General features: G+C 58.9%; 22 protein-coding genes. 15 read left to right on the top strand and 7 right to left on the bottom strand.

Annotation, left to right across the window (positions count from 1 at the left end):
- Positions 1–62: 62 nt before the first annotated feature.
- Positions 63–245 carry a PA3496 family putative envelope integrity protein gene (locus A7317_RS05660; protein ID WP_024073719.1) on the top strand — a complete coding sequence of 61 codons (183 nt, stop codon included), beginning with the start codon at positions 63–65 and terminating at the stop codon, positions 243–245.
- 73 nt (positions 246–318) lie between these two features.
- Here A7317_RS05660 and A7317_RS05655 read toward each other — a convergent pair whose 3' ends face one another.
- From A7317_RS05655 to A7317_RS05645, 3 genes are all read right to left on the bottom strand, one after another.
- Positions 319–951 carry a response regulator transcription factor gene (locus tag A7317_RS05655; RefSeq protein ID WP_017844627.1) on the bottom strand — a complete coding sequence of 211 codons (633 nt, stop codon included), beginning with the start codon at positions 949–951 and terminating at the stop codon, positions 319–321.
- 610 nt (positions 952–1561) lie between these two features.
- Positions 1562–2779, bottom strand: coding sequence for an argininosuccinate synthase (locus tag A7317_RS05650; protein WP_024073718.1), 1218 nt, complete (start codon positions 2777–2779; stop codon positions 1562–1564).
- 129 nt (positions 2780–2908) lie between these two features.
- Positions 2909–3817, bottom strand: coding sequence for a flagellar protein MotY (locus tag A7317_RS05645; RefSeq protein WP_024073717.1), 909 nt, complete (start codon positions 3815–3817; stop codon positions 2909–2911).
- Positions 3818–3973: 156 nt separating this feature from the next.
- Between A7317_RS05645 and pyrC the strand changes: the two genes are divergently transcribed.
- Both pyrC and rnt read left to right on the top strand, forming a co-directional pair.
- Positions 3974–5020 carry a dihydroorotase gene (gene pyrC / locus A7317_RS05640; RefSeq protein WP_024073716.1) on the top strand — a complete coding sequence of 349 codons (1047 nt, stop codon included), beginning with the start codon at positions 3974–3976 and terminating at the stop codon, positions 5018–5020.
- On the top strand, positions 5017–5688 hold the full coding sequence (gene rnt, locus A7317_RS05635) for a ribonuclease T (protein ID WP_024073715.1): 672 nt from the start codon (positions 5017–5019) through the stop codon (positions 5686–5688). The genes pyrC and rnt overlap by 4 nt, the downstream gene beginning before the upstream one ends.
- Positions 5689–5752: 64 nt before the next feature.
- On the opposite strand, the gene A7317_RS05630 is transcribed toward rnt, so the two are convergent.
- The gene (locus tag A7317_RS05630; protein ID WP_024073714.1) at positions 5753–6355 is read right to left on the bottom strand and encodes a peroxiredoxin; all 603 of its coding nucleotides are present in this window, start codon (positions 6353–6355) and stop codon (positions 5753–5755) included.
- Positions 6356–6597: 242 nt separating this feature from the next.
- Here A7317_RS05630 and A7317_RS05625 point away from each other — a divergent pair, with 242 nt between their 5' ends.
- On the top strand, positions 6598–6816 hold the full coding sequence (locus A7317_RS05625) for a bacterioferritin-associated ferredoxin (protein ID WP_010564137.1): 219 nt from the start codon (positions 6598–6600) through the stop codon (positions 6814–6816).
- A gap of 201 nt (positions 6817–7017) precedes the next feature.
- Complete coding sequence (bfr, locus tag A7317_RS05620) at positions 7018–7488, top strand: bacterioferritin (protein ID WP_024073713.1); 471 nt, start codon at positions 7018–7020, stop codon at positions 7486–7488.
- 77 nt (positions 7489–7565) lie between these two features.
- Here bfr and grxD read toward each other — a convergent pair whose 3' ends face one another.
- Both grxD and A7317_RS05610 read right to left on the bottom strand, forming a co-directional pair.
- A complete protein-coding gene (grxD, locus tag A7317_RS05615) occupies positions 7566–7904 on the bottom strand; it encodes a Grx4 family monothiol glutaredoxin (RefSeq protein WP_024073712.1) in 339 nt (112 codons plus the stop codon).
- Positions 7905–7990: 86 nt separating this feature from the next.
- Positions 7991–10099, bottom strand: coding sequence for a molybdopterin oxidoreductase family protein (locus A7317_RS05610; protein ID WP_069075353.1), 2109 nt, complete (start codon positions 10097–10099; stop codon positions 7991–7993).
- 434 nt (positions 10100–10533) lie between these two features.
- Between A7317_RS05610 and argF the strand changes: the two genes are divergently transcribed.
- On the top strand, positions 10534–11454 hold the full coding sequence (gene argF, locus A7317_RS05605; RefSeq protein ID WP_024073710.1) for an ornithine carbamoyltransferase: 921 nt from the start codon (positions 10534–10536) through the stop codon (positions 11452–11454).
- Positions 11451–12566, top strand: a complete 1116-nt coding sequence (locus A7317_RS05600; protein WP_069075352.1) for an ABC transporter ATP-binding protein — start codon at positions 11451–11453, stop codon at positions 12564–12566. The genes argF and A7317_RS05600 overlap by 4 nt, the downstream gene beginning before the upstream one ends.
- Positions 12567–12858: 292 nt before the next feature.
- Here the strand turns inward: A7317_RS05600 and ybaK are convergent, their stop codons facing one another.
- Positions 12859–13329 (bottom strand): Cys-tRNA(Pro) deacylase, encoded by a 471-nt coding sequence (gene ybaK / locus A7317_RS05595; RefSeq protein ID WP_024073708.1) that lies wholly within the window; start codon positions 13327–13329, stop codon positions 12859–12861.
- Positions 13330–13656: 327 nt separating this feature from the next.
- Between ybaK and A7317_RS05590 the strand changes: the two genes are divergently transcribed.
- The 8 genes from A7317_RS05590 (at position 13657) to A7317_RS05555 (ending at position 22360) form a co-directional block, all read left to right on the top strand.
- Positions 13657–14511, top strand: a complete 855-nt coding sequence (locus tag A7317_RS05590; protein ID WP_069075351.1) for an MIP/aquaporin family protein — start codon at positions 13657–13659, stop codon at positions 14509–14511.
- 81 nt (positions 14512–14592) lie between these two features.
- Positions 14593–16098, top strand: coding sequence for a glycerol kinase GlpK (gene glpK, locus A7317_RS05585; RefSeq protein WP_024073706.1), 1506 nt, complete (start codon positions 14593–14595; stop codon positions 16096–16098).
- A 95-nt stretch (positions 16099–16193) separates the two neighbouring features.
- Positions 16194–16949 carry a DeoR/GlpR family transcriptional regulator gene (locus tag A7317_RS05580; protein ID WP_010212755.1) on the top strand — a complete coding sequence of 252 codons (756 nt, stop codon included), beginning with the start codon at positions 16194–16196 and terminating at the stop codon, positions 16947–16949.
- Between the two features lie 288 nt (positions 16950–17237).
- Entirely contained in the window at positions 17238–18776 is a 1539-nt protein-coding gene (glpD, locus tag A7317_RS05575) for a glycerol-3-phosphate dehydrogenase (protein ID WP_069075350.1), read from the top strand.
- 314 nt (positions 18777–19090) lie between these two features.
- Positions 19091–20017: a glutamate/aspartate ABC transporter substrate-binding protein gene (locus A7317_RS05570; protein ID WP_024073703.1), complete on the top strand. Its 927-nt coding sequence runs from the start codon at positions 19091–19093 to the stop codon at positions 20015–20017.
- A gap of 194 nt (positions 20018–20211) precedes the next feature.
- Entirely contained in the window at positions 20212–20958 is a 747-nt protein-coding gene (locus A7317_RS05565; protein ID WP_024073702.1) for an amino acid ABC transporter permease, read from the top strand.
- A complete protein-coding gene (locus A7317_RS05560; protein WP_024073701.1) occupies positions 20958–21629 on the top strand; it encodes an amino acid ABC transporter permease in 672 nt (223 codons plus the stop codon). Before A7317_RS05565 ends, A7317_RS05560 begins: the two co-directional genes overlap by 1 nt.
- Entirely contained in the window at positions 21626–22360 is a 735-nt protein-coding gene (locus A7317_RS05555; protein ID WP_024073700.1) for an amino acid ABC transporter ATP-binding protein, read from the top strand. Before A7317_RS05560 ends, A7317_RS05555 begins: the two co-directional genes overlap by 4 nt.
- The last annotated feature ends 98 nt before the right edge of the window (positions 22361–22458 follow it).

The raw sequence follows: 22458 nt of genomic DNA, 5'->3' as shown, positions 1-22458 counted from the left end.
ACCCATCCATGGATTATCGTTATAAGGAGCGCCAACGGCAGTCTTAGCCCGGAGTTAACCTTATGAGCACTGGCAAAGAACAACTGGAAGTGGATGACGACCTCGTTGAGTCGGATGACGACGGGGCAGAAACACCTGTAGTAGAGGTGGCCAAGACCAATCTAAGCAAACGCCGCACTATCGACAATCTCCTGGAAGAGCGACGCTTGCAAAAACAGCTGGCCGACTACGATTTCGACCTCTGATAGAGCCGATGACGGCCGGAAGCCTCCCTTGCGGAGGCTTTTTTCTGCCGATCTACCTTGATGACGCCCTCCCCTATACCAGCCCGTTGCGCTGGGCCAACTCGATCAAGTCGACCAGGGAGCGTGCATTGAGCTTGAGCAGCAAGCGCGTTTTGTAAGTACTCACGGTCTTGTTGCTGAGGAACATGCCATCGGCAATCTCCTTGTTGGTTTTACCACGCGCCAATTGCTGCAATACCATCATCTCCCGGCCGGAGAGACGCTCGACCATGTCCGCCTCACTGGCGTTGCCCATGGTGGAACGTACCGAGTTCAGCGCCTGATTCGGGAAGTAACTGTAGCCGGAGAGCACCGCCTTGATAGCACTCAGCAACTCGGTCAGGTCCTGCTGCTTGCACACGTAGCCGGCCGCCCCTGCCTGCATGCAACGCATGGAGAAATGCCCGGGTGCCTGCGATGTCAGCACCAGCACCTTGAACGGCGTGGCCTGTTTGGTGGAGGACAGTCGACAGATAACTTCCAGACCATCCAGTTTGGGAATTCCAATATCCAGTATGACAATGTCCGGCATATGCTCCCGCGCAAGTTGCAACGCATCGACACCGTTATCGGTCTCGGCAACGACCTCATAACCATGGCGTTCCATTAGCATACGCACAGCAAGACGAATGACGGGATGATCATCCACGATCAGCACTTTATTCATGAGAAAGTCCAATTTCGCTGTTCGAATTATTCAGAGCAAGCACAATAGCCTAGTCGTTTCCTAGTTGGCATAGCATTCCCCCCTGAGCAACAGCAAGCAGAGACCCAACCCACAACCAGATAGGAATTAACCTACAAAAAATCACCAACGCGGATGTATCGAGTTTTATGGAGCCTTTCAGACCTTTCCGGGGGCACACATATTTTGAGTGAAATATCCAATACATAAGGGGGTGAAGGTAAACGTGGCGCACAGGAGTTTCAGGAAACGCCCCTTGTTTGTCGCCTTCACGCGTACGAGCTGGCAAAAAAAGCCTGACTCTTTCAGTTCCATTTAACATATCTACTTACACCCTAATTTTCCTACAGAACTTTCTGCGTCTTACAACTGCCCCGTACTTTTGTGAGTGAATTTTCTGTAAGACATAGTTCCTGATCAGGTGTAAATAATTCATTCATACCTTTAAAAACAGCTACGCCCGCAAACTCAACTTTTTAAGCGCTTAAAATTCCGCATTAAACACTGCTTAAACATATGGGGTTCCCACCTTTTTCAAGGCAAAAAAATGGCCCCTTGAAAAAGGGGCCATCTTTCACACCATCTTAAAGACTCAGAACAACTTGCGACCCTTGTTGGCCGCAATGCGCATGCGCAGTGCGTTCAACTTGATGAAGCCTGCCGCGTCCGCCTGGTTGTAGGCGCCGCCATCTTCTTCGAAGGTGGCGATATTGGCGTCGAACAGCGATTCATCCGACTTACGACCAGTAACGATCACATTGCCCTTGTACAGCTTCAGACGTACAACGCCGTTCACGTGGACCTGGGAAGCATCGATCATCTGTTGCAGCATCAGGCGCTCAGGGCTCCACCAGTAGCCGGTGTAGATCAGGCTGGCGTACTTGGGCATCAGCTCGTCTTTGAGGTGAGCCACTTCGCGATCCAGGGTGATGGATTCGATGGCGCGGTGAGCGCGCAGCATGATGGTGCCACCCGGGGTTTCATAGCAGCCACGGGACTTCATGCCCACGTAGCGGTTCTCGACGATGTCGAGACGGCCGATACCGTGCGCGCCACCGATACGGTTCAAGGTCGCCAGCACGGTGGCCGGGGTCATTTCGACACCGTCCAGCGCGACGATATCGCCGTTGCGGTAGGTCAGTTCCAGGTATTGCGGCTTGTCGGGAGCGTTCTCCGGGGAGACGGTCCATTTCCACATGTCTTCTTCGTGCTCGGTCCAGGTGTCTTCCAGCACACCGCCTTCATAGGAGATGTGCAGCAGGTTGGCATCCATCGAGTACGGGGATTTCTTCTTGCCATGACGCTCGATCGGGATCGCGTGCTTTTCAGCGTAATCCATCAGCTTTTCACGGGACAGCAGGTCCCACTCACGCCAAGGAGCAATCACTTTCACACCAGGCTTCAGCGCGTAGGCGCCCAATTCGAAGCGTACCTGGTCGTTGCCCTTGCCGGTGGCACCATGGGAAATGGCGTCAGCGCCGGTTTCGTTGGCGATTTCGATCAAGCGCTTGGCGATCAGCGGGCGTGCGATGGAAGTACCCAGCAGGTACTCACCTTCGTAGACGGTGTTGGCGCGAAACATCGGGAAAACGAAATCGCGGACGAACTCTTCGCGCAGGTCGTCAATGTAGATCTCTTTCACGCCCATGGCTTGCGCCTTGGCACGTGCAGGTTCGACCTCTTCGCCCTGACCCAGGTCAGCGGTGAAGGTCACCACTTCACAGTTATAAGTATCCTGCAGCCACTTGAGGATCACCGAAGTGTCCAGGCCGCCGGAATACGCGAGAACGACCTTGTTTACGTCGGCCATGCCATCACTCCACGGGGTTTTACGGAAAGGCGTCGATTCTACCGACCAAAACCGTGAATTTACAGGGGCGCGACAGCAAATGAAGATAAAGCGACAGATTATGTCGACCGAGCGACCGATGGTCGCACTTTATGACGTGGCAGCAGGGTTGCTGGGGGCCTTGGCCTGGGGCGCCGTTTTGTCCGGAACGGCAACGCGCTCGAGCTGAATGTTCACGCGGCGGTTACGGGCGCGGTTGGCGGCGTTGGTATTAGGCGCCAGGGGGTAGCTTTCGCCATGGAAGCGCATCGTGATCTGCGACTCCTGGATACCATTGGCCTTGAAGTAGTCCATCACCGCCAGGGCACGCCGGCGCGACACATCGCGGTTGGTCAGGCGATTGCCGCTGTTGTCGGAGTGGCCGTTCAACTCGATATGGTTCACCGTCGGGTCGGCTTTCATGAACGCGAGAATCACCGCCAGCTTGCGCTTGGCCGCAGCATCCAGTTCGATGCCTCCACCGGGGAAGCCGATTTCGGTCTGTTTGACCTGATCGTAATTCATCGGTAACAGCTTGGCGGTGCACAGTTGATAGTCGTTATAGGCCTTGTTGAATTTCACCGGTAACAGGCGAATTTCCGAATAGCCGCCCTCGCGGGCGTAATGCCGCACGGTCGGGCTGCGCCCCTCAAGCAAACCGGTGAACAGGCGCCCGGCCTGGGCCTGGGAACTGTTGAACAGAACGTCGCCACTGCCCGCGTGCACGGCGCCGAGGTTGATATCGCCCCGGCCCGGTTGCCAGGGCGCAGCGGCCGCCAGCAACGTGGCCGAGCCCGCGCCCAACGCGCCGCTGTAGGCTTTCAAACGGAACGTGGCCTGCTCGCCGGCCCGGCGCACGAACTCACCCGAGCCGAAATCGGTGATCGGCTGGGTCAGGCGGCACTCGAATTGGTCGCCTTCCACCTTCCACTCAATATTTTCCAGACGTGTCTGGAACGTGAGGGCCATCGCAGGCAGGCTGGCGAACACACTGAGCAGGGCTAGATAATGCTGGCGCACGGGAGGCTCCACTGGTTTCTACAACACTTCAAAGCGTCATACATCGTTAAGGCATACCCAGGGATATCGGTCGCATCCTGCAAAACTTGATAGCGAGTGCCTGCAAGAGTCTTTTCCGGTAGCATTCCCACCAGATTGACCCGCCTGGAATCCCCAATGTCCGACCGCCTGACCCTGCTGCGTCCCGACGACTGGCATATTCATCTTCGCGATGGTGCTGCGTTGCCCCAAACCGTGGCCGATGTAGCGCGTACGTTTGGCCGCGCCATCATCATGCCTAACCTGGTACCTCCGGTGCGCAATGCCGAGCAAGCCGACGCCTATCGCCAGCGTATCCTCGCTGCGCGGCCGGCCGGCAGCCGCTTCGAACCGCTGATGGTGCTCTACCTGACCGACCGCACCCAGCCCGAAGAAATTCGTGAGGCCAAGGCCTGCGGTTTCGTGCACGCCGCCAAGCTGTACCCGGCGGGCGCAACCACCAACTCCGACTCAGGCGTGACCAGCATCGATAAGATCCTGCCCGCCATCGAAGCCATGGCTGAAGTTGGCATGCCGCTGTTGATCCACGGTGAAGTCACCCGTGGCGACGTCGACGTGTTCGATCGCGAGAAGATCTTCATCGACGAGCACATGCGCCGCGTGGTCGAGCTGTTCCCCACGCTCAAGGTGGTGTTCGAACACATCACCACGGCGGATGCCGTGCAGTTCGTCACCGAGGCCTCGGCCAACGTGGGCGCGACCATCACTGCGCATCACCTGCTCTACAACCGCAACCACATGCTGGTGGGCGGGATTCGGCCGCACTTCTATTGCCTGCCGATTCTCAAGCGCAATACCCACCAGGTGGCCTTGCTGGACGCCGCCACCAGCGGCAACCCGAAGTTCTTCCTCGGTACCGACTCGGCTCCCCATGCCCAGCACGCCAAGGAAGCCGCATGCGGTTGTGCCGGGTGCTACACCGCGTATGCCGCCATCGAGCTGTATGCCGAAGCATTCGAACAGCGCAATGCCCTGGACAAGCTCGAAGGCTTCGCCAGCCTCAACGGTCCACGTTTCTATGGCCTGCCGGCGAATACCGATCGCATTACCCTGGTCCGTGAAGACTGGACCGCCCCTGCCAGCCTGCCGTTTGGCGAGCTGACTGTTATCCCGCTGCGCGCCGGTGAAACACTGCGCTGGCGCCTGCTGGAGGAAAGCAAGTGAGTGAAGACCATTACGACGACGAACACGAGCATAGCGGTGGCGGCTCCCGTCACCCGATGGCCGAGCGGTTTCGCGGCTATCTGCCGGTTGTCATCGACGTAGAAACCGGGGGCTTCAACTGCGCCACCGATGCCCTGCTGGAAATCGCGGCCACCACCATTGGCATGGATGAACAGGGCTTCGTGTTCCCGGAACACACGCACTTCTTCCGGGTTGAACCGTTCGAAGGCGCCAATATCGAAGCCGCGGCCCTGGAGTTCACCGGGATCAAGCTTGATCACCCGTTGCGCATGGCAGTCAGTGAAGAAGCGGCGCTGACCGATATCTTTCGTGGCGTGCGCAAGGCATTGAAGGCCAATGGCTGCAAACGCGCGATCCTGGTGGGTCACAACAGCAGCTTCGACCTGGGCTTCCTCAACGCCGCAGTGGCACGCCTGGACATGAAGCGCAACCCGTTCCACCCGTTCTCCAGCTTTGACACGGCGACCCTGGCCGGCCTGGCCTATGGCCAGACCGTCTTGGCCAAAGCCTGCCAGGCGGCCGGTATCGACTTTGACGGACGCGAAGCCCATTCGGCCCGCTACGACACTGAAAAGACCGCCGAACTGTTCTGCGGTATCGTCAACCGTTGGAAACAGATGGGTGGCTGGGAAGACTTCAGCGACTGAGTTCATCGCCCGCGCATAAAAAAACCGGCCCTCTCAGGCCGGTTTTTTTTACCCGGAATCTGGCTTACAGCTTGCCAGCGTTCTCGGTCAGGTAAGCCGCAACACCTTCAGGCGAAGCGTTCATGCCTTTATCGCCTTTTTTCCAGTTGGCAGGGCAGACTTCGCCGTGTTCTTCGTGGAATTGCAGGGCGTCGACCAGACGGATCAGCTCTTCCATGTTACGGCCCAGCGGCAGGTCGTTGATGATCTGCGAGCGCACAACGCCCTTGTCATCGATCAGGAACGCGCCACGGAAAGCCACGCCGCCTTCGGACTCAACGTCGTAGGCCTTGGCGATGTCGTGCTTCATGTCGGCAGCCATGGTGTATTGGACTTTGCCGATGCCGCCATCATTGATGGCAGTGTTACGCCAGGCGTTGTGGGTGAAATGGGAGTCGATGGAAACGGCGACCACTTCAACATTGCGCGCCTTGAAATCGGCCATGCGGTGATCCAGGGCGATCAGTTCCGAAGGGCAGACAAAGGTGAAGTCCAGCGGGTAGAAAAACACCAGGCCGTATTTGCCTTTGATGGCTTCAGACAATTTGAAGCTGTCAACGATTTCGCCATTGCCGAGGACGGCTGGGACGTCGAAATCCGGGGCTTGTTTACCGACGAGTACGCTCATGGGTTATCTCCTGATGTAGGGGTGACGATTGAAGTAAAAGGACCGGCCTCGAGTCTGTCGCACCTAAGCGACAGACCTGTGACGCAGTCACGCTTCGTGAAGACCGAACATCATACACTGAAAAAACCGTTCGTCAGCGCGCGGGCGTTTAGCCTAAAGACCTACGATTCTACTTTGACAATCATTCTCGTTAACATTAAGATCCATCGCACTTAAGCCTCAACCCGCGACGGTTCTCCCTTATGTATGTCTGCCTCTGCACTGGCGTCACCGACGGACAAATCCGCGAAGCAATCTATGAAGGTTGCTGCAGCTACAAAGAAGTGCGTGAAACCACCGGCGTTGCCAGCCAATGCGGCAAATGCGCCTGCCTCGCCAAGCAAGTGGTACGGGAAACCCTGACGCAGCTGCAAACAGCCCAGGCCGCGCTCCCCTACTCAGCAGAATTTACACACGCTTAAATAAGCGTGTTTTAAAGAACCGGACAGAGTGTCCGGTTTTTTTATGCCCGTATTTCAATTAGTTAGCGTCAAGACGCGGAACACAAACATTCTTATTCCTATTAATTTTCATTTATTATTCAATAACTTAGGTTTGACAGTAGGGGTTTCGACACTCAAACTCCGCCCTATATACAGCTATTACAGGGCAGGACCCCAGTCATGAAAGGCGACATCTCAGTCATCCAGCAACTCAATAAAATCCTTGGCAATGAACTGGTCGCGATCAATCAGTACTTCCTGCATGCACGCATGTATGACGATTGGGGCCTCGAAAAGCTGGGCAAACGCGAATACAAAGAATCGATCAAGGCCATGAAGGACGCCGACGCGCTGATCAAGCGCATCCTGTTCCTGGAAGGCCTGCCCAACGTGCAGGACCTGGGCAAGCTGAACATCGGCGAACACACCCAGGAAATGATCAACAGCGACCTGGGCTTCGAGCGCAAGAGCCACAGCGACCTCAAGGCCGCCATTGCCCACTGTGAAACCAAAGGCGACTTCGGCAGCCGTGAACTGCTGGAAGATATCCTGGAAGACCAGGAAGAACATATCGACTGGCTGGAAACCCAACTGGGCCTGATCGACAAGGTCAGCCTGGAGAACTACCTGCAATCGCAGATGGGTGAATAACCCTTAGCGACAGGTACAAAAAAGCCCCGCTCTCTCAGGAGAAGCGGGGCTTTTTATTACGCGCTTTTACACCAGCATCAAGCTTCAGTCTTGGCTGCCGCTTTTGCCGCTGCGTCTTTGATCAGCGTCTGCAACGAACCGTCAGCGGCCATTTCAGTGATGATATCGCTGCCGCCGACCAGTTCACCGTCAACCCACAGCTGTGGGAATGTCGGCCAGTTGGCGTACTTAGGCAGGTTGGCGCGAATTTCCGGGTTTTGCAGGATATCCACGTAGGCGAATTTCTCGCCACACTGCATGACGGCCTGGGACGCCTTCGCGGAGAAACCGCACTGCGGAGCGTTTGGGGCGCCCTTCATGTAAAGCAGAATGGTGTTGTTGGCAATCTGCTCTTTGATCGTTTCGATGATATCCATGGAACACCTCGGCTGGAACTTTGCGACTCACAGGTCGGCACGGTGGCGCATTGTAACGCAAAATTCCAGCGCGGTGCTCGGGCACCTTATGCGGCCGCGACCTGTACAGGCACGCCATTGAGCGCCGCGTTCCCCGACAGCTCATCCAACTGCCGCTCGTCGGTCAGGTCGTTGGCACTGGCCCCAGGCTGAGTGCTGGCGATAGCCATCTGCACCCCCGGACGCCCATGCCCCCAACCATGGGGCAAGCTGACGACGCCAGGCATCATGTCCAAACTGGCCACGACCTCCACCTCAATCATGCCGATACGCGAACTGACCCTCACCCGCTGCCCATCACTCAACCGACGGCTGGCCAGGTCATCAGGGTGCATCAGCAACTGATGGCGCGGCTTGCCCTTCACCAGCCGATGATAGTTATGCATCCAGGAATTGTTGCTGCGCACATGGCGGCGGCCGATCAGCAGCAGTTCGTCGTCCACGGGTACCGGCTGCGCCGCAAAACGCGCCAGGTCTGCCAGGATCACCGCAGGGGCCGCCTGCACCCGGCCGTTGGCCGTTTTCAGTCGCTCGGCAAGATTGGGCTTGAGCGGCCCCAGGTCCACGCCATGGGGATGGTCCGCCAGCATTGCCACCGACAATTTGTGAGCGGACGCATCACCGTAGGCACCCGCGCGCAGCCCGAAATCGATCATCTGCGCCGGCGGTAGGATCGGCTTGAGTGCCACACCGGTCCGCGCCGCAAAAGCCTTGGCCAACCCGACAAAGATTTCCCAGTCATGCAGCGCGCCCTCAGGCTTGGGCAGGATCGCGCGATTGAAACGGGTGACATTGCGTACGGCGAACATATTGAACGTGGTGTCGTAATGGTCGTTTTCCAGCGCCGAGGTGGACGGCAGGATCAGGTCGGCGTATCGCGTGGTTTCGTTGATATAGAGGTCGACACTGACCATGAACTCGAGCCCGTCCAGAGCCTGTTCCAACTGACGCCCATTGGGTGTCGAGAGCACCGGGTTACCGGCCACTGTCACCAGGGCGCGGATCTGTCCTTCGCCTTCGGTGAGCATTTCCTCAGCCAGTGCCGACACGGGCAACTCGCCGCCGTACTCCGGGCGCCCGGAAACCCGGCTCTGCCAGCGGTTGAAATGCCCACCGCCGGTGGAGGCCACCAGATCCACTGCAGGGCTGGTGCAGAGCGCACCACCCTCGCGGTCGAGGTTGCCAGTCACCAGGTTGATCAATTGCACCAGCCAATGGCACAGCGTGCCGAACGCCTGGGTCGAAACCCCCATCCGTCCGTAACACACGGCCTTGTCCGCCGCGGCGAAGTCCCGCGCCAACTGGCGAATCTGCCCGGCAGGCACCGCACACTGACGGCTCATGGCCTCTGGGGTAAATCCGGCGATAGCGCGGCGTACTTCTTCCAGGCCCTCAACCGGCAGATGGCTGTCGCGGGTCAGGTCCTCGGCAAACAGCGTGTTGAGCAAGCCAAACAATAGCGCCGCATCCCCGCCAGGCCGCACGAAAATGTGCTGGTCGGCCATCGCCGCCGTCTCGCTGCGCCGCGGATCGACCACCACCACTTTGCCCCCCCGGGCCTGGATGGCCTTGAGACGCTTCTCCACATCAGGCACGGTCATGATGCTGCCGTTGGACGCCAGGGGGTTGCCGCCGAGGATCAGCATGAAGTCGGTGTGGTCGATGTCCGGGATCGGCAGCAACAGGCCATGGCCGTACATCAGGTGACTGGTGAGGTGATGGGGTAATTGGTCCACCGAGGTTGCGGAAAACCGATTGCGCGTCTTCAACAGGCCGAGAAAGTAGTTACTGTGGGTCATCAGCCCATAGTTGTGCACGCTGGGGTTGCCCTGATACACCGCCACGGCATTCTGCCCATGCCGCGCCTGGATCCCCGCCAGTCGCTCGGCGACCAGGGCAAAGGCGTCTTCCCAGGGGATCGGCTGCCATTCGCTGCCCACCCGCAACATAGGCTGGTGCAGGCGGTCCGGGTCATTCTGGATATCCTGCAACGCCACAGCCTTGGGGCAGATATGGCCGCGACTGAACGTGTCCTGCGGGTCCCCCTTGATCGAGGTAATGGCCAGGCTACCGTCGTCGGCGCGGGTGGTTTCCAGGGTCAAGCCACAAATGGCTTCGCACAGATGGCAGGCACGGTGATGGAGAGTCTTGGTCATGGCCAGTCTCTTTATTGGGCTTTGGCCCAACTATGGGCCGCGACCGCCAGAGGCGCCAGCAACGTTCGTCCTGTGAATCGACGAGCATCAGGCTAAGCCATGGCTAAGCGTGAGCAAATGTTTCAGAAAACGCCTGCGCAGCCCCTGAAAGCGACGCAGCCTGGCCTGGGCCCGGCCTCGCAGATTGCAAAAGGTCGTAACGCCAGTGTACAAATGACCCGCTGCTGTCAGGAAATCGTCTTCAAAAGCGCTCTCGCGCCCTTCTTGAACACCCCTAAAAACCGTAGCCCTATTGGTAAGACGCGACATTTAATTATAAGATCGCGCCTTCCCCTATTTCGTCGCCCCGTGCGGCTTTCGCCGCAGGTCTCGCCCGTTGTCACAATAAACAAGGCTTTGAGTATCTGCGGTCTGTTGCAAAAAGGTAGTTAATGATGAGCGCAAGGCACTTTCTCTCCCTGATGGATTGCACGCCCGAAGAGCTGGTCAGCGTGATCCGTCGAGGCATTGAGCTTAAAGACCTGCGTAACCGCGGCGTACTGTTCGAGCCTTTGAAAAACCGCGTGCTCGGGATGATTTTCGAGAAGTCGTCGACTCGCACCCGCTTGTCCTTCGAAGCCGGCATGATCCAGCTGGGTGGCCAGGCCATCTTCCTGTCGCCGCGCGACACCCAACTGGGCCGTGGCGAGCCGATCAGCGATTGCGCGATCGTCATGTCGCGCATGCTCGATGCGGTGATGATCCGTACCTTTGCCCACAGCACCCTGACTGAATTTGCCGCCAACTCACGCGTCCCGGTGATCAACGGCCTGTCCGATGACCTGCACCCTTGCCAGTTACTGGCGGACATGCAGACCTTTCTCGAACACCGTGGCTCGATCCAGGGCAAGACCGTGGCCTGGATCGGCGACGGCAACAATATGTGCAACAGCTATATAGAAGCGGCGATCCAATTCGATTTCCAACTGCGTATCGCCTGCCCGGAAGGCTACGAGCCTGACGCCCGCTTCCTGGCACAGGCGGGTGACCGCGTCACCGTTGTGCGCGACCCGCGCGAGGCAGTGATCGGTGCGCATCTGGTCAGCACCGACGTCTGGACCTCCATGGGCCAGGAAGACGAAACCGCCAAGCGCCTGGCGCTGTTTGCGCCATTCCAGGTAACCCGCGCCCTGCTCGACCTGGCCGCGCCGGATGTGCTGTTCATGCACTGCCTGCCCGCCCACCGTGGCGAAGAAATCAGCCTCGACCTGCTTGACGATCAACGTTCGGTCGCCTGGGACCAGGCTGAAAACCGCCTGCACGCGCAAAAGGCCCTGCTTGAGTTCCTGGTCGAGCCGGCGTACCACCACGCATGAGCCAGTCCTTACTGCTGAACCTGCGCAATCTGGCATGCGGCTATCAAGACCAACGGGTGGTGCAGAATCTCAACCTGCACCTGAATGCCGGCGACATCGGCTGCCTGCTGGGTTCCTCGGGGTGCGGCAAGACCACCACCCTGCGCGCGATTGCCGGGTTCGAACCGGTGCACGACGGTGAAATCAGCCTGGCAGGCGAAGTCATCTCCAGCGCCGGCTTCACCCTTGCCCCAGAGAAACGTCGCATTGGCATGGTCTTCCAGGACTACGCGCTGTTCCCTCACCTCTGCGTGGCCGACAACATCGCCTTCGGCATTCGCAAGCACCCGCAGAAAGACCGCGTGGTCGCCGAGCTGCTGGAGCTGGTCAATCTGAAGAACCTGGGCAAGCGCTTCCCCCACGAGCTTTCCGGGGGGCAGCAGCAACGTGTGGCCCTCGCCCGTGCCTTGGCGCCGGAGCCCCAACTGCTGCTGCTGGATGAGCCGTTCTCCAACCTTGATGGCGAACTGCGGCGCAAGCTCAGCCACGAGGTGCGCGACATCCTCAAAGCCCGCGGCACCAGTGCGATCCTGGTAACCCATGACCAGGAAGAAGCTTTCGCCGTGAGCGACCATGTCGGCGTATTCAAGGAAGGCCGCCTGGAGCAGTGGGATACGCCCTACAACCTCTATCACGAACCTCTGACGCCCTATGTCGCCAGCTTCATTGGCCAGGGTTATTTCATTCGTGGCCAGCTAAGCACCCCGGAATCCGTCAATACCGAGCTGGGCGAACTGCGCGGCAACCGTGCCTACTCCTGGCCGACCGGCGGCGCCGTGGACGTGTTGCTGCGCCCGGACGACATCGTCTACGCGCCGGACAGCGCTTTGAAAGCGCGAATTGTCGGCAAGACCTTCCTCGGCGCATCGACCTTGTACCGCTTGCAACTGCCGACCGGCGCACAACTGGAATCGATCTTTCCCAGCCATGCCGACCATCAGGTCGGTGCGGATGTCGGGATTCGCGTCGCGGCTGAACACCTGGTGCTGTTCCAGGCCTGCGGCAGCGTCGCGGCGCAGGTACCACGGTCCGAGTCAGGCGTACGGCGCTACAGCCCGGCCAGCAGTATTTGAAGAAACCGGGTCGAAATGTGGGAGGCCCCCGACTTAGCACCGTCGCACAGCAAACTGCCCCCCTTGCCCTGATGCCGTTCAGTCAAGGCTTTTTTGTAGGAGCGAGCTTGCTCGCGAAAAACTCACAGGCGCCGCGTTGATTCAGGAAACACGCGTCATCGTTGACGTTTTTCGCGAGCAAGCTCGCTCCTACAGAAGGCAACGTACGCTTAACTGAACGGCATTAGGGCTTGCCCCGGTACAACCCAGGGGCATGGTTTACAGGCAATACGCAGGATCAGGAAGTAACTGATCAAGCCCTGCCAATCGGCGCGAATTTGGCCTGGGTATGTTCCGCCAGCACTGCGGCGGACAATTCCACTTCCAGCCCCCGTCTCCCCGCACTGACAAAAATCGTCGCGAACGGCTGCGCCGTCGTATCGATAAACGTGCGCAAGCGCTTTTTCTGCCCCAGCGGGCTGATACCGCCCAACAGGTAGCCCGTCGACCGTTGCGCCGCCGCCGGGTCAGCCATCTCGACTTTTTTCACCCCGGCCGCATGGGCCAAGGCTTTTAAATCCAGACTTCCGACGACCGGCACCACCGCCACCAATAACTCGCCTTTTTCGCTGCTCGCCAACAGGGTCTTGAACACCTGAGCCGGGTCAAGACCCAACTTTTCCGCGGCCTCCAGACCATACGACGACGCTTTGGGATCGTGTTCATAACTGTGAATGCGATGTTCGGCGCGAACTTTTTTCAACAAATCCAGTGCAGGGGTCATGCATGCTCCAGGCGTGGCAAACAGAGGACAGATTCTAGGCCAAGCCCACACAAAACGCTCTAGTACGCCCCTGACTCCCGTCAACACTTGCGGTGACGAGCGTGATCATTCATCAAACCTATAGTTGGAAAATGACTAATAGTTCACTTTCGACCTTTGACAGGCGTCATTCTTGTCTATATTTTTTCGTTTCCGAATACTGTAGGAATACAGCCGCAGTATTCGAGCAGTAAGCCGCGCCGAGGATGGGGATCCTCGACACGGTGAAAATCGCGCAAGGCCCGTTGAGGCCCGACGCCTGACAAGAACAACAAATTGAGGTTTTCCATGACAACTGCACTTCAACAGCCTTCACTTTCGAGCCAATGCATGGCCGAATTCCTGGGGACTGCGCTTCTGATCTTCTTCGGTACAGGATGTGTCGCTGCCCTCAAAGTCGCGGGTGCCAGCTTTGGTTTGTGGGAAATCAGTATCATCTGGGGGATCGGCGTCAGCATGGCGATCTACCTGAGCGCCGGTATCTCCGGGGCTCACCTCAATCCGGCGGTGAGTATTGCCCTGTGTCTTTTCGCCGATTTCGACAAGCGTAAGCTGCCCTTCTATATCCTCGCCCAGGTCGCCGGTGCCTTCTGCTCCGCGGCGCTGGTGTACATGCTCTATAGCAATCTGTTTTTCGATTACGAACAAACCCACCATTTGGTGCGTGGGACCCAGGCCAGCCTGGAACTAGCCTCGGTGTTTTCGACCTACCCCCATGCGCTGCTGAGCACCGCTCAGGCGTTCCTGGTGGAAATGGTCATCACCGCCATCCTGATGGGCGTGATCATGGCCCTGACCGACGATAACAACGGCTTGCCACGCGGCCCCCTTGCTCCGTTGCTGATTGGCTTGCTGATCGCAGTCATCGGCAGCGCCATGGGCCCATTGACCGGTTTTGCGATGAACCCTGCGCGGGATTTCGGGCCCAAGCTGATGACCTTTTTCGCCGGCTGGGGTGAAATGGCCTTTACTGGCGGACGCGACATTCCCTACTTCCTGGTTCCGATTTTCGCGCCGATTGTCGGTGCTTGCCTCGGTGCCGCAGCTTATCGCGGGCTGATTGCCCGCCATCTGCCAAGCGCCGCACCTGCCGCAGCGGAGGCCAAAGAAGCCGCCGTCAACGGCGAAACGCGTATTTCCTGATAGCAACCGCCTGGGCCCTACTGCCCTTTTAGTGATCCAGGCCGTTTCCCACTCCCTTATTTCTCGTCCAAGGCAATCGACATGACCGACATTCAGAATAAGAACTACATCATTGCCCTTGATCAGGGCACCACCAGTTCGCGGGCGATCATCTTTGATCGTGACGCCAACGTGGTCTGCACCGCCCAGCGTGAATTCGTCCAGCACTACCCGCAGGCGGGCTGGGTCGAACATGACCCGATGGAAATCTTCGCCACCCAGAGCGCGGTAATGGTCGAGGCCCTGGCCCAGGCTGGCCTGCACCATGACCAGGTTGCCGCTATCGGCATCACCAACCAGCGTGAAACCACCGTGGTCTGGGACAAGGTCACCGGTCGCCCGATCTACAACGCCATCGTCTGGCAGTGCCGCCGCAGCACCGAAATCTGCCAGCAGCTCAAGCGTGACGGCCACGAGCAATACATCAGCGACACCACCGGCCTGGTCACCGACCCGTACTTTTCCGGCACCAAACTCAAGTGGATCCTCGACAATGTCGAAGGCAGCCGCGAACGTGCGCGCAACGGCGAACTGCTGTTCGGCACCGTCGACAGCTGGTTGATCTGGAAATTTACCGGCGGCAAGACCCACGTCACCGACTACACCAACGCCTCGCGCACCATGCTCTTCAACATCCACACCCTGGAGTGGGACGCGAAGATGCTGGAAATCCTTGATGTGCCGCGCGAGATGCTGCCGGAAGTCAAGTCGTCGTCGGAAATCTATGGTCGCACCAAGAGCGGCATTGCCATCGGCGGCATCGCCGGTGACCAGCAGGCCGCGCTGTTCGGCCAGATGTGCGTTGAACCGGGCCAGGCCAAGAACACCTACGGCACCGGCTGCTTCCTGCTGATGAATACCGGCGACAAGGCCGTGAAATCCAAGCACGGCATGCTCACCACCATCGCCTGCGGCCCGCGTGGCGAAGTGGCCTACGCCCTTGAAGGCGCGGTATTCAACGGTGGTTCCACCGTGCAGTGGCTGCGTGACGAGCTGAAAATCATCAACGACGCCCACGACACCGAATACTTCGCCGGCAAGGTCAAGGACAGCAATGGCGTCTACCTGGTACCCGCGTTTACCGGCCTGGGCGCCCCCTACTGGGACCCCTACGCCCGTGGCGCGCTGTTCGGCCTGACCCGTGGCGTACGCGTGGATCACATTATTCGTGCAGCCCTTGAGTCGATTGCCTACCAGACACGCGACGTACTGGACGCGATGCAGCAGGATTCCGGCGAACGCCTCAAATCCCTGCGGGTGGATGGCGGCGCAGTGGCCAACAACTTCCTGATGCAATTCCAAGCCGACATCCTCGGCACCCAGGTCGAGCGCCCGCAAATGCGCGAAACCACTGCACTGGGCGCGGCCTACCTGGCGGGCCTGGCTTGCGGGTTCTGGGGTAGCCTGGACGAACTGCGTGGCAAGGCGGTGATCGAGCGCGAATTCGAACCTCAGCTTGAAGAAGCCGCCAAAGAGAAACTCTATGCCGGCTGGCAAAAAGCAGTGAGCCGCACCCGCGACTGGGAACCCCACGAAGGCGCTGAATAAGCCAAGCGCAGGACCCATATAGGGTTGTAACTGGCAGGGAGCAGATTCCTGCGTCATCATGGGCCACTTTTGTATGGCAGCCCAAAGGACGCCCCATGAATCTGCCTCCCCGCCAGCAACAAATCCTCGAACTGGTCCGCGAACGCGGCTACGTCAGTATCGAGGAAATGGCGCAGCTATTCGTTGTCACCCCGCAAACCATCCGCCGCGATATCAACCAGCTGGCGGACGCCAATCTGCTGCGCCGCTACCACGGCGGCGCGGCCTATGACTCCAGTGTCGAAAACACCGCCTACGCCATGCGTGCCGACCAGATGCGCGACGAGAAACAGCGCATCGGCGAAGCCATCGCCGCGCAAATCCCCGATCACGCGTCGCTGTTCATCAACATCGGCACCACCACCGAATCCATCGCACGTGCGCTGTTAAACCACAATCACCTGAAAATCATCACCAACAACCTCAACGTCGCCACCATGCTCAGTGCCAAGGACGACTTCGATGTGTTGCTGACCGGCGGTAATGTGCGCCGTGATGGCGGCGTGGTGGGCCAGGCCAGCGTGGACTTTATCAACCAGTTCAAAGTCGACTTCGCCCTGGTGGGTATCAGCGGCATTGACGAGGACGGCAGCCTGCTCGACTTCGATTACCAGGAAGTGCGGGTGTCACAGGCGATCATCGCCAATGCACGCCAGGTGATCCTGGCGGCGGACTCGAGCAAGTTCGGGCGCAATGCCATGATTCGCCTTGGGCCGATCAGCCTGGTGGACTGCCTGGTGACCGACCAGCAGCCCGTGCCGGCGCTGGTGCAGTTGTTGAACCAGCATAAGGTTCGCCTGGAAGTGGTCTAGCGCCTGCATTGACGCCATCGGGGCGAGCTCCTCCCACCTTTGATGTGTGAACCCGCTCAAATGTGGGAGGGGCGGTGCGACGATTCGACTTGCCCCGATGGCGATCTATCTGACAGGCCATTACCTAAGCCTGCCTCGGTTTCATGTTCACAAATTTTCTTTTCTCGCCCCTTCGATGAGTTTTTTCAATCGAAGTCGGGTGGCTGTGGGCGCGTTTATCAGCTACCATTTTCGCAAATGAACATTAATGTTCGAATTCCAATACGAAAAAGATCGCGAGGCCAGCCGATGAACCCTTCTACCTTGCCTGCTCCACCGCTTGCCGAAGTCTATGACGTTGCCGTTATCGGTGGCGGGATCAATGGCGTCGGCATTGCAGCAGACGCAGCCGGGCGCGGTCTGTCGGTGTTCCTTTGCGAAAAGGACGACCTGGCCAGCCACACCTCTTCCGCCAGCAGCAAGCTGATCCATGGCGGCCTGCGCTACCTCGAACATTACGAATTCCGCCTGGTGCGCGAAGCCCTGGCCGAACGTGAAGTGCTGCTGGGCAAGGCACCGCACATCGTCAAACAAATGCGCTTTGTGCTGCCACACCGCCCGCACCTGCGTCCGGCGTGGATGATCCGTGCCGGCCTGTTCCTGTATGACCACTTGGGCAAGCGGGAAAAGCTCGCCGGCTCGAAAAGCCTCAAGTTCGGCCCTGACAGCCCGCTGAAAAGCGAAATCACCAAAGGCTTCGAATACTCCGACTGCTGGGTCGATGACGCCCGCCTGGTCGTACTCAATGCCATCGCCGCCCGTGAAAAAGGCGCGCATATCCACACCCAGACCCGTTGCGTCAGCGCCCACCGCAGCAAGGGCCTGTGGGAAATGAACATGGAACGCGCCGATGGCAGCCTGTTCTCGATCCGCGCCAAGGCGCTGGTGAATGCAGCCGGCCCATGGGTCGCCAAGTTCATCAAGGAAGACCTGAAGCTCGACTCGCCCTACGGTATCCGCCTGATCCAGGGCAGCCACCTGATCGTGCCGAAATTGTATGAAGGCGCCCACGCGCACATCCTGCAGAACGAAGACCAGCGTATCGTCTTCACCATTCCCTACCTGAACCACCTGACCATCATCGGCACCACCGACCGCGAATACACCGGCGACCCGGCAAAAGTGGCGATTACCGAAGGCGAAACCGACTACATGCTCAAAGTCGTCAACGCCCACTTCAAGAAACAGCTGAGCCGCGACGACATCGTCCACACCTATTCCGGGGTGCGTCCGCTGTGCAATGACGAGTCGGACAACCCCTCGGCCATCACCCGCGACTACACCCTGTCCCTCTCCGGCGGCACGGGCGAAGCACCGATCCTGTCGGTATTCGGCGGCAAGCTGACCACCTATCGCAAGCTCGCCGAATCGGCGATGGCGCAATTGGCACCGTACTTCACCCAGATGCGCCCAAGCTGGACTGCCACGGCCAGCCTGCCCGGTGGCGAGGACATGACCACGCCAGAAGCGCTGGCCGAGGCCATTCGCGCCAAATTCGACTGGATACCCAGCGAGATCGCACGCCGTTGGTCCACCACCTACGGCAGCCGTACCTGGCGCCTGCTGGAAGGCGTACACACCCTGGCCGACCTGGGTGACCACCTGGGTGGCGGCCTGTACACCCGCGAAGTCGACTACCTGTGTGCCGAAGAGTGGGCGACCCAACCCCAGGACATCCTGTGGCGCCGCACCAAGCTCGGCCTGTTCACCACCCCGGAAGAACAGGACAACGTGCAACGTTACCTGTCCAAGGTTGAACAGAACCGTAGCCGCATCCAGGCAGCCTGACGGACCCGTCGTACAAAAGCCCCTGCGCCCTGTGGCACAGGGGCTTTTTCATGCCGGCCTCCACATTCGGTTTTCCGAACGCAATCCATCATCTGATTCGGTTTGCCGGATCGAACCGTTGCAAATTTGCCGTCACGCAAAGTTAATATCGATATAAATCAAGCAGTTAACCTTTTCCTCCCGGTCTGGCACGACTCATGCTCTACACTCTCTCACGATTGCCTTGGACGCCTCAGGAGCCGTCACGGGCATTCGCCGTACAAGAGAGCCGTCTAGCCGGCTTCATAAAAAAAACAAATGTCGAGGAAGTATTGATGCGCATCGTTCCCCATATTTTGGGCGCAGCTATCGCTGCTGCTCTGATCAGCACTCCAGTTTTCGCCGCCGAACTCACCGGCACACTGAAGAAAATCAACGACTCCGGCACCATCACCCTCGGGCACCGCGACAGCTCCATTCCGTTTTCCTACATTGCGGATGCTTCAGGCAAGCCAGTGGGCTACTCCCACGACATCCAGCTGGCCATCGTCGAAGCCCTGAAAAAAGACCTGAACAAACCCGACCTGCAGACCAAGTACAACCTGGTCACCTCGCAGACCCGTATCCCGCTGGTGCAGAACGGCACCGTGGACATCGAGTGCGGTTCCACCACCAACAACGCCGAACGCGCCCAGCAAGTCGCCTTCACCACCAACATCTTCGAAATCGGCACTCGCCTGCTGGTCAAGAAAGACAAGGAAGGCAAGCCTAGCTACGCCGACTTTGCCGACCTGAAAGGCAAGAACGTCGTGACCACCGCCGGCACCACGTCCGAGCGCATCATCAAGGCGATGAACGCCGACAAGCAGATGGGCATGAACGTCATCTCCGCCAAAGACCACGGCGAGTCCTTCCAGATGCTGGAAAGCGGCCGTGCCGTAGCGTTCATGATGGACGACGCCCTGCTGGCCGGTGAAGAGGCCAAGGCCAAGAAGCCGGATGACTGGGTCATTACCGGTACACCGCAGTCCTTTGAAGCCTATGCCTGCATGGTTCGCAAAGACGACCCAGCCTTCAAGAAAGCCGTGGATGACGCCATCGTCGGCCTGTACAAGTCCGGCGAAATCAACAAGATCTACGCCAAGTGGTTCGAAAGCCCGATCCCACCAAAAGGTCTGAACCTTAACTTCCCGATGAGCGAAAAGGTCAAGGAACTGATCAAGAACCCGACCGACAAGCCGGCGCCGGAAGTAAAGATCTAAATACTGACTAACCTTATCTCCTGAGGGAGCCAACGCTCCCTCAGGCGTCTGTTACTACCTGCTGGCTGTATTTTGGAACACTCGACCTGGCGGTTTTCGAGCCGATCGCGTGTGCCTGACGTTCGTCGTCAGGCGGGAAAGGATCTTCCCCAAGCGGGTGCTTGTACATCGATCGATCTCGAGGGGAGACCCTAATGAATTACAACTGGGACTGGGGCGTGTTCTTCAAGTCCACCGGCGTGGGCAGCGAGACTTATCTCGACTGGTACATCGCCGGCCTGGGCTGGACCATCGCCATCGCTGTCGTGGCATGGATTATCGCCTTGCTGCTGGGGTCCATTCTGGGCGTCATGCGCACCGTGCCAAACCGTCTCGTATCGGGCATCGCGACCTGCTACGTGGAACTGTTTCGTAACGTACCGCTGCTGGTGCAGCTGTTCATCTGGTACTTCCTGATACCCGACCTGCTGCCGCAGAACCTGCAGGACTGGTACAAGCAGGACCTCAACCCGACCACCTCGGCCTACCTGAGCGTTGTCGTGTGCCTGGGCCTGTTCACCGCCGCCCGTGTGTGTGAACAGGTGCGCACCGGCATCCAGGCGCTGCCACGTGGCCAAGAAGCGGCCGCACGCGCCATGGGCTTCAAGCTGCCGCAGATCTACTGGAACGTGCTGCTGCCCCAGGCCTACCGGATCATCATTCCGCCGCTTACCTCGGAATTCCTCAACGTGTTCAAGAACTCCTCCGTGGCGTCCTTGATCGGCCTGATGGAACTGCTGGCGCAAACCAAGCAGACCGCCGAGTTCTCGGCCAACCTGTTCGAGGCCTTCACCCTGGCCACGCTGATCTACTTCACCCTGAACATGAGCCTGATGCTGCTGATGCGCGTGGTCGAGAAGAAAGTCGCAGTGCCCGGCCTGATCTCCGTGGGGGGTAAATAATGGAATTCGATTTCAGCGGCATCATCCCCGCCATCCCGGGCCTGTGGAACGGCATGGTCATGACCTTGAAGCTGATGGTCATGGGCGTGGTCGGCGGCATCATCATCGGCACCGTCCTGGCCCTGATGCGCCTGTCGTCCAACAAGCTGTTGTCCCGCGTGGCCGGCGCCTATGTGAACTACTTCCGTTCGATCCCGCTGCTGCTGGTGATCACCTGGTTCTACCTGGCGGTACCGTTCGTACTGCGCTGGATCACCGGCCAGGACACGCCAATCGGGGCATTCACCTCCTGCGTCGTGGCGTTCATGATGTTCGAGGCCGCGTACTTCTGCGAGATCGTACGGGCCGGCGTGCAGTCGATCCCCAAGGGCCAGATGGCCGCCGCACAAGCGATGGGCATGACCTACGGCCAGACCATGCGCCTGATCATCCTGCCCCAGGCGTTCCGCAAGATGACCCCGTTGCTGCTGCAACAGAGCATCATCCTGTTCCAGGACACCTCGCTGGTCTACACCGTGGGCCTGGTGGACTTCCTCAACTCCGCCCGCTCCAACGGCGACATCATTGGCCGCTCCAATGAGTTCCTGATCTTCGCCGGTGTCGTCTACTTCATCATCAGCTTTTCCGCCTCGCTGCTGGTCAAGCGTCTGCAAAAAAGGTTTGCCGTATGATCTCTATCAAGAATGTCAACAAGTGGTATGGCGACTTCCAGGTGCTGACCGATTGCAGCACCGAGGTCAAGAAAGGCGAAGTGATCGTGGTGTGCGGGCCGTCCGGTTCGGGCAAATCCACCCTGATCAAATGCGTCAACGCGCTGGAACCGTTCCAGAAGGGCGATGTGATCGTCGACGGCACGTCCATCGCCGATCCGAAGACCGACCTGCCGAAGTTGCGTTCGCGCGTGGGCATGGTGTTCCAGCACTTCGAGCTGTTCCCGCACCTGACCATCACCGAAAACCTGACCATTGCGCAGATCAAGGTGCTCGGCCGCAGCAAGGAAGAAGCCACCAAGAAAGGCCTGCAACTGCTTGATCGTGTTGGCCTGTCGGCCCACGCCCACAAGCACCCTGGCCAGCTTTCCGGTGGCCAGCAGCAACGTGTGGCGATTGCCCGCGCCCTGGCCATGGACCCGATCGTCATGCTGTTCGACGAACCGACCTCCGCCCTCGACCCGGAAATGGTCAACGAAGTGCTGGACGTGATGGTGCAACTGGCCCAGGAAGGCATGACCATGATGTGTGTGACCCACGAAATGGGCTTCGCCCGCAAAGTGGCCGACCGCGTGATCTTCATGGACGCCGGCAAGATCATCGAAGACTGCCCGAAAGAAGAATTCTTCGGCGACATCAGCGCCCGCTCCGAGCGTGCGCAGCACTTCCTTGAGAAAATCCTGCAGCACTAAAAACAGCAGCGCTACCTTCTGCGAGGGCGGGCGGGCTTGTTGTGGCGAGCGGGCTTGCCCCGCGTTGGGCCGCGGAGCGGCCCCAGTACTGAGGAATG

The sequence above is a fragment of the Pseudomonas fluorescens genome, assembly GCF_001708445.1.
Taxonomy (GTDB): Bacteria; Pseudomonadota; Gammaproteobacteria; order Pseudomonadales; family Pseudomonadaceae; genus Aquipseudomonas; species Aquipseudomonas gorinensis.
The sequence above is the reverse complement of the archived record's forward strand: the minus strand, read 5'-3'. Positions and strand labels throughout refer to the sequence as shown.

What these genes read in the sequence shown, in the direction of transcription:
- A7317_RS05650 (WP_024073718.1), bottom strand. Translation starts at nt 2,779, where the DNA reads ATGGCCGACGTAAACAAGGTCGTTCTCGCGTATTCCGGCGGCCTGGAC.
- A7317_RS05560 (WP_024073701.1), top strand. Translation starts at nt 20,958, where the DNA reads ATGGAATTCGATTTCAGCGGCATCATCCCCGCCATCCCGGGCCTGTGG.
- bfr (WP_024073713.1), top strand. Translation starts at nt 7,018, where the DNA reads ATGAAAGGCGACATCTCAGTCATCCAGCAACTCAATAAAATCCTTGGC.
- argF (WP_024073710.1), top strand. Translation starts at nt 10,534, where the DNA reads ATGAGCGCAAGGCACTTTCTCTCCCTGATGGATTGCACGCCCGAAGAG.
- glpK (WP_024073706.1), top strand. Translation starts at nt 14,593, where the DNA reads ATGACCGACATTCAGAATAAGAACTACATCATTGCCCTTGATCAGGGC.
- pyrC (WP_024073716.1), top strand. Translation starts at nt 3,974, where the DNA reads ATGTCCGACCGCCTGACCCTGCTGCGTCCCGACGACTGGCATATTCAT.
- A7317_RS05555 (WP_024073700.1), top strand. Translation starts at nt 21,626, where the DNA reads ATGATCTCTATCAAGAATGTCAACAAGTGGTATGGCGACTTCCAGGTG.
- A7317_RS05590 (WP_069075351.1), top strand. Translation starts at nt 13,657, where the DNA reads ATGACAACTGCACTTCAACAGCCTTCACTTTCGAGCCAATGCATGGCC.
- grxD (WP_024073712.1), bottom strand. Translation starts at nt 7,904, where the DNA reads ATGGATATCATCGAAACGATCAAAGAGCAGATTGCCAACAACACCATT.
- A7317_RS05600 (WP_069075352.1), top strand. Translation starts at nt 11,451, where the DNA reads ATGAGCCAGTCCTTACTGCTGAACCTGCGCAATCTGGCATGCGGCTAT.
- A7317_RS05630 (WP_024073714.1), bottom strand. Translation starts at nt 6,355, where the DNA reads ATGAGCGTACTCGTCGGTAAACAAGCCCCGGATTTCGACGTCCCAGCC.
- A7317_RS05580 (WP_010212755.1), top strand. Translation starts at nt 16,194, where the DNA reads ATGAATCTGCCTCCCCGCCAGCAACAAATCCTCGAACTGGTCCGCGAA.
- A7317_RS05660 (WP_024073719.1), top strand. Translation starts at nt 63, where the DNA reads ATGAGCACTGGCAAAGAACAACTGGAAGTGGATGACGACCTCGTTGAG.
- ybaK (WP_024073708.1), bottom strand. Translation starts at nt 13,329, where the DNA reads ATGACCCCTGCACTGGATTTGTTGAAAAAAGTTCGCGCCGAACATCGC.
- glpD (WP_069075350.1), top strand. Translation starts at nt 17,238, where the DNA reads ATGAACCCTTCTACCTTGCCTGCTCCACCGCTTGCCGAAGTCTATGAC.
- A7317_RS05655 (WP_017844627.1), bottom strand. Translation starts at nt 951, where the DNA reads ATGAATAAAGTGCTGATCGTGGATGATCATCCCGTCATTCGTCTTGCT.
- A7317_RS05625 (WP_010564137.1), top strand. Translation starts at nt 6,598, where the DNA reads ATGTATGTCTGCCTCTGCACTGGCGTCACCGACGGACAAATCCGCGAA.
- A7317_RS05565 (WP_024073702.1), top strand. Translation starts at nt 20,212, where the DNA reads ATGAATTACAACTGGGACTGGGGCGTGTTCTTCAAGTCCACCGGCGTG.
- A7317_RS05570 (WP_024073703.1), top strand. Translation starts at nt 19,091, where the DNA reads ATGCGCATCGTTCCCCATATTTTGGGCGCAGCTATCGCTGCTGCTCTG.
- A7317_RS05610 (WP_069075353.1), bottom strand. Translation starts at nt 10,099, where the DNA reads ATGACCAAGACTCTCCATCACCGTGCCTGCCATCTGTGCGAAGCCATT.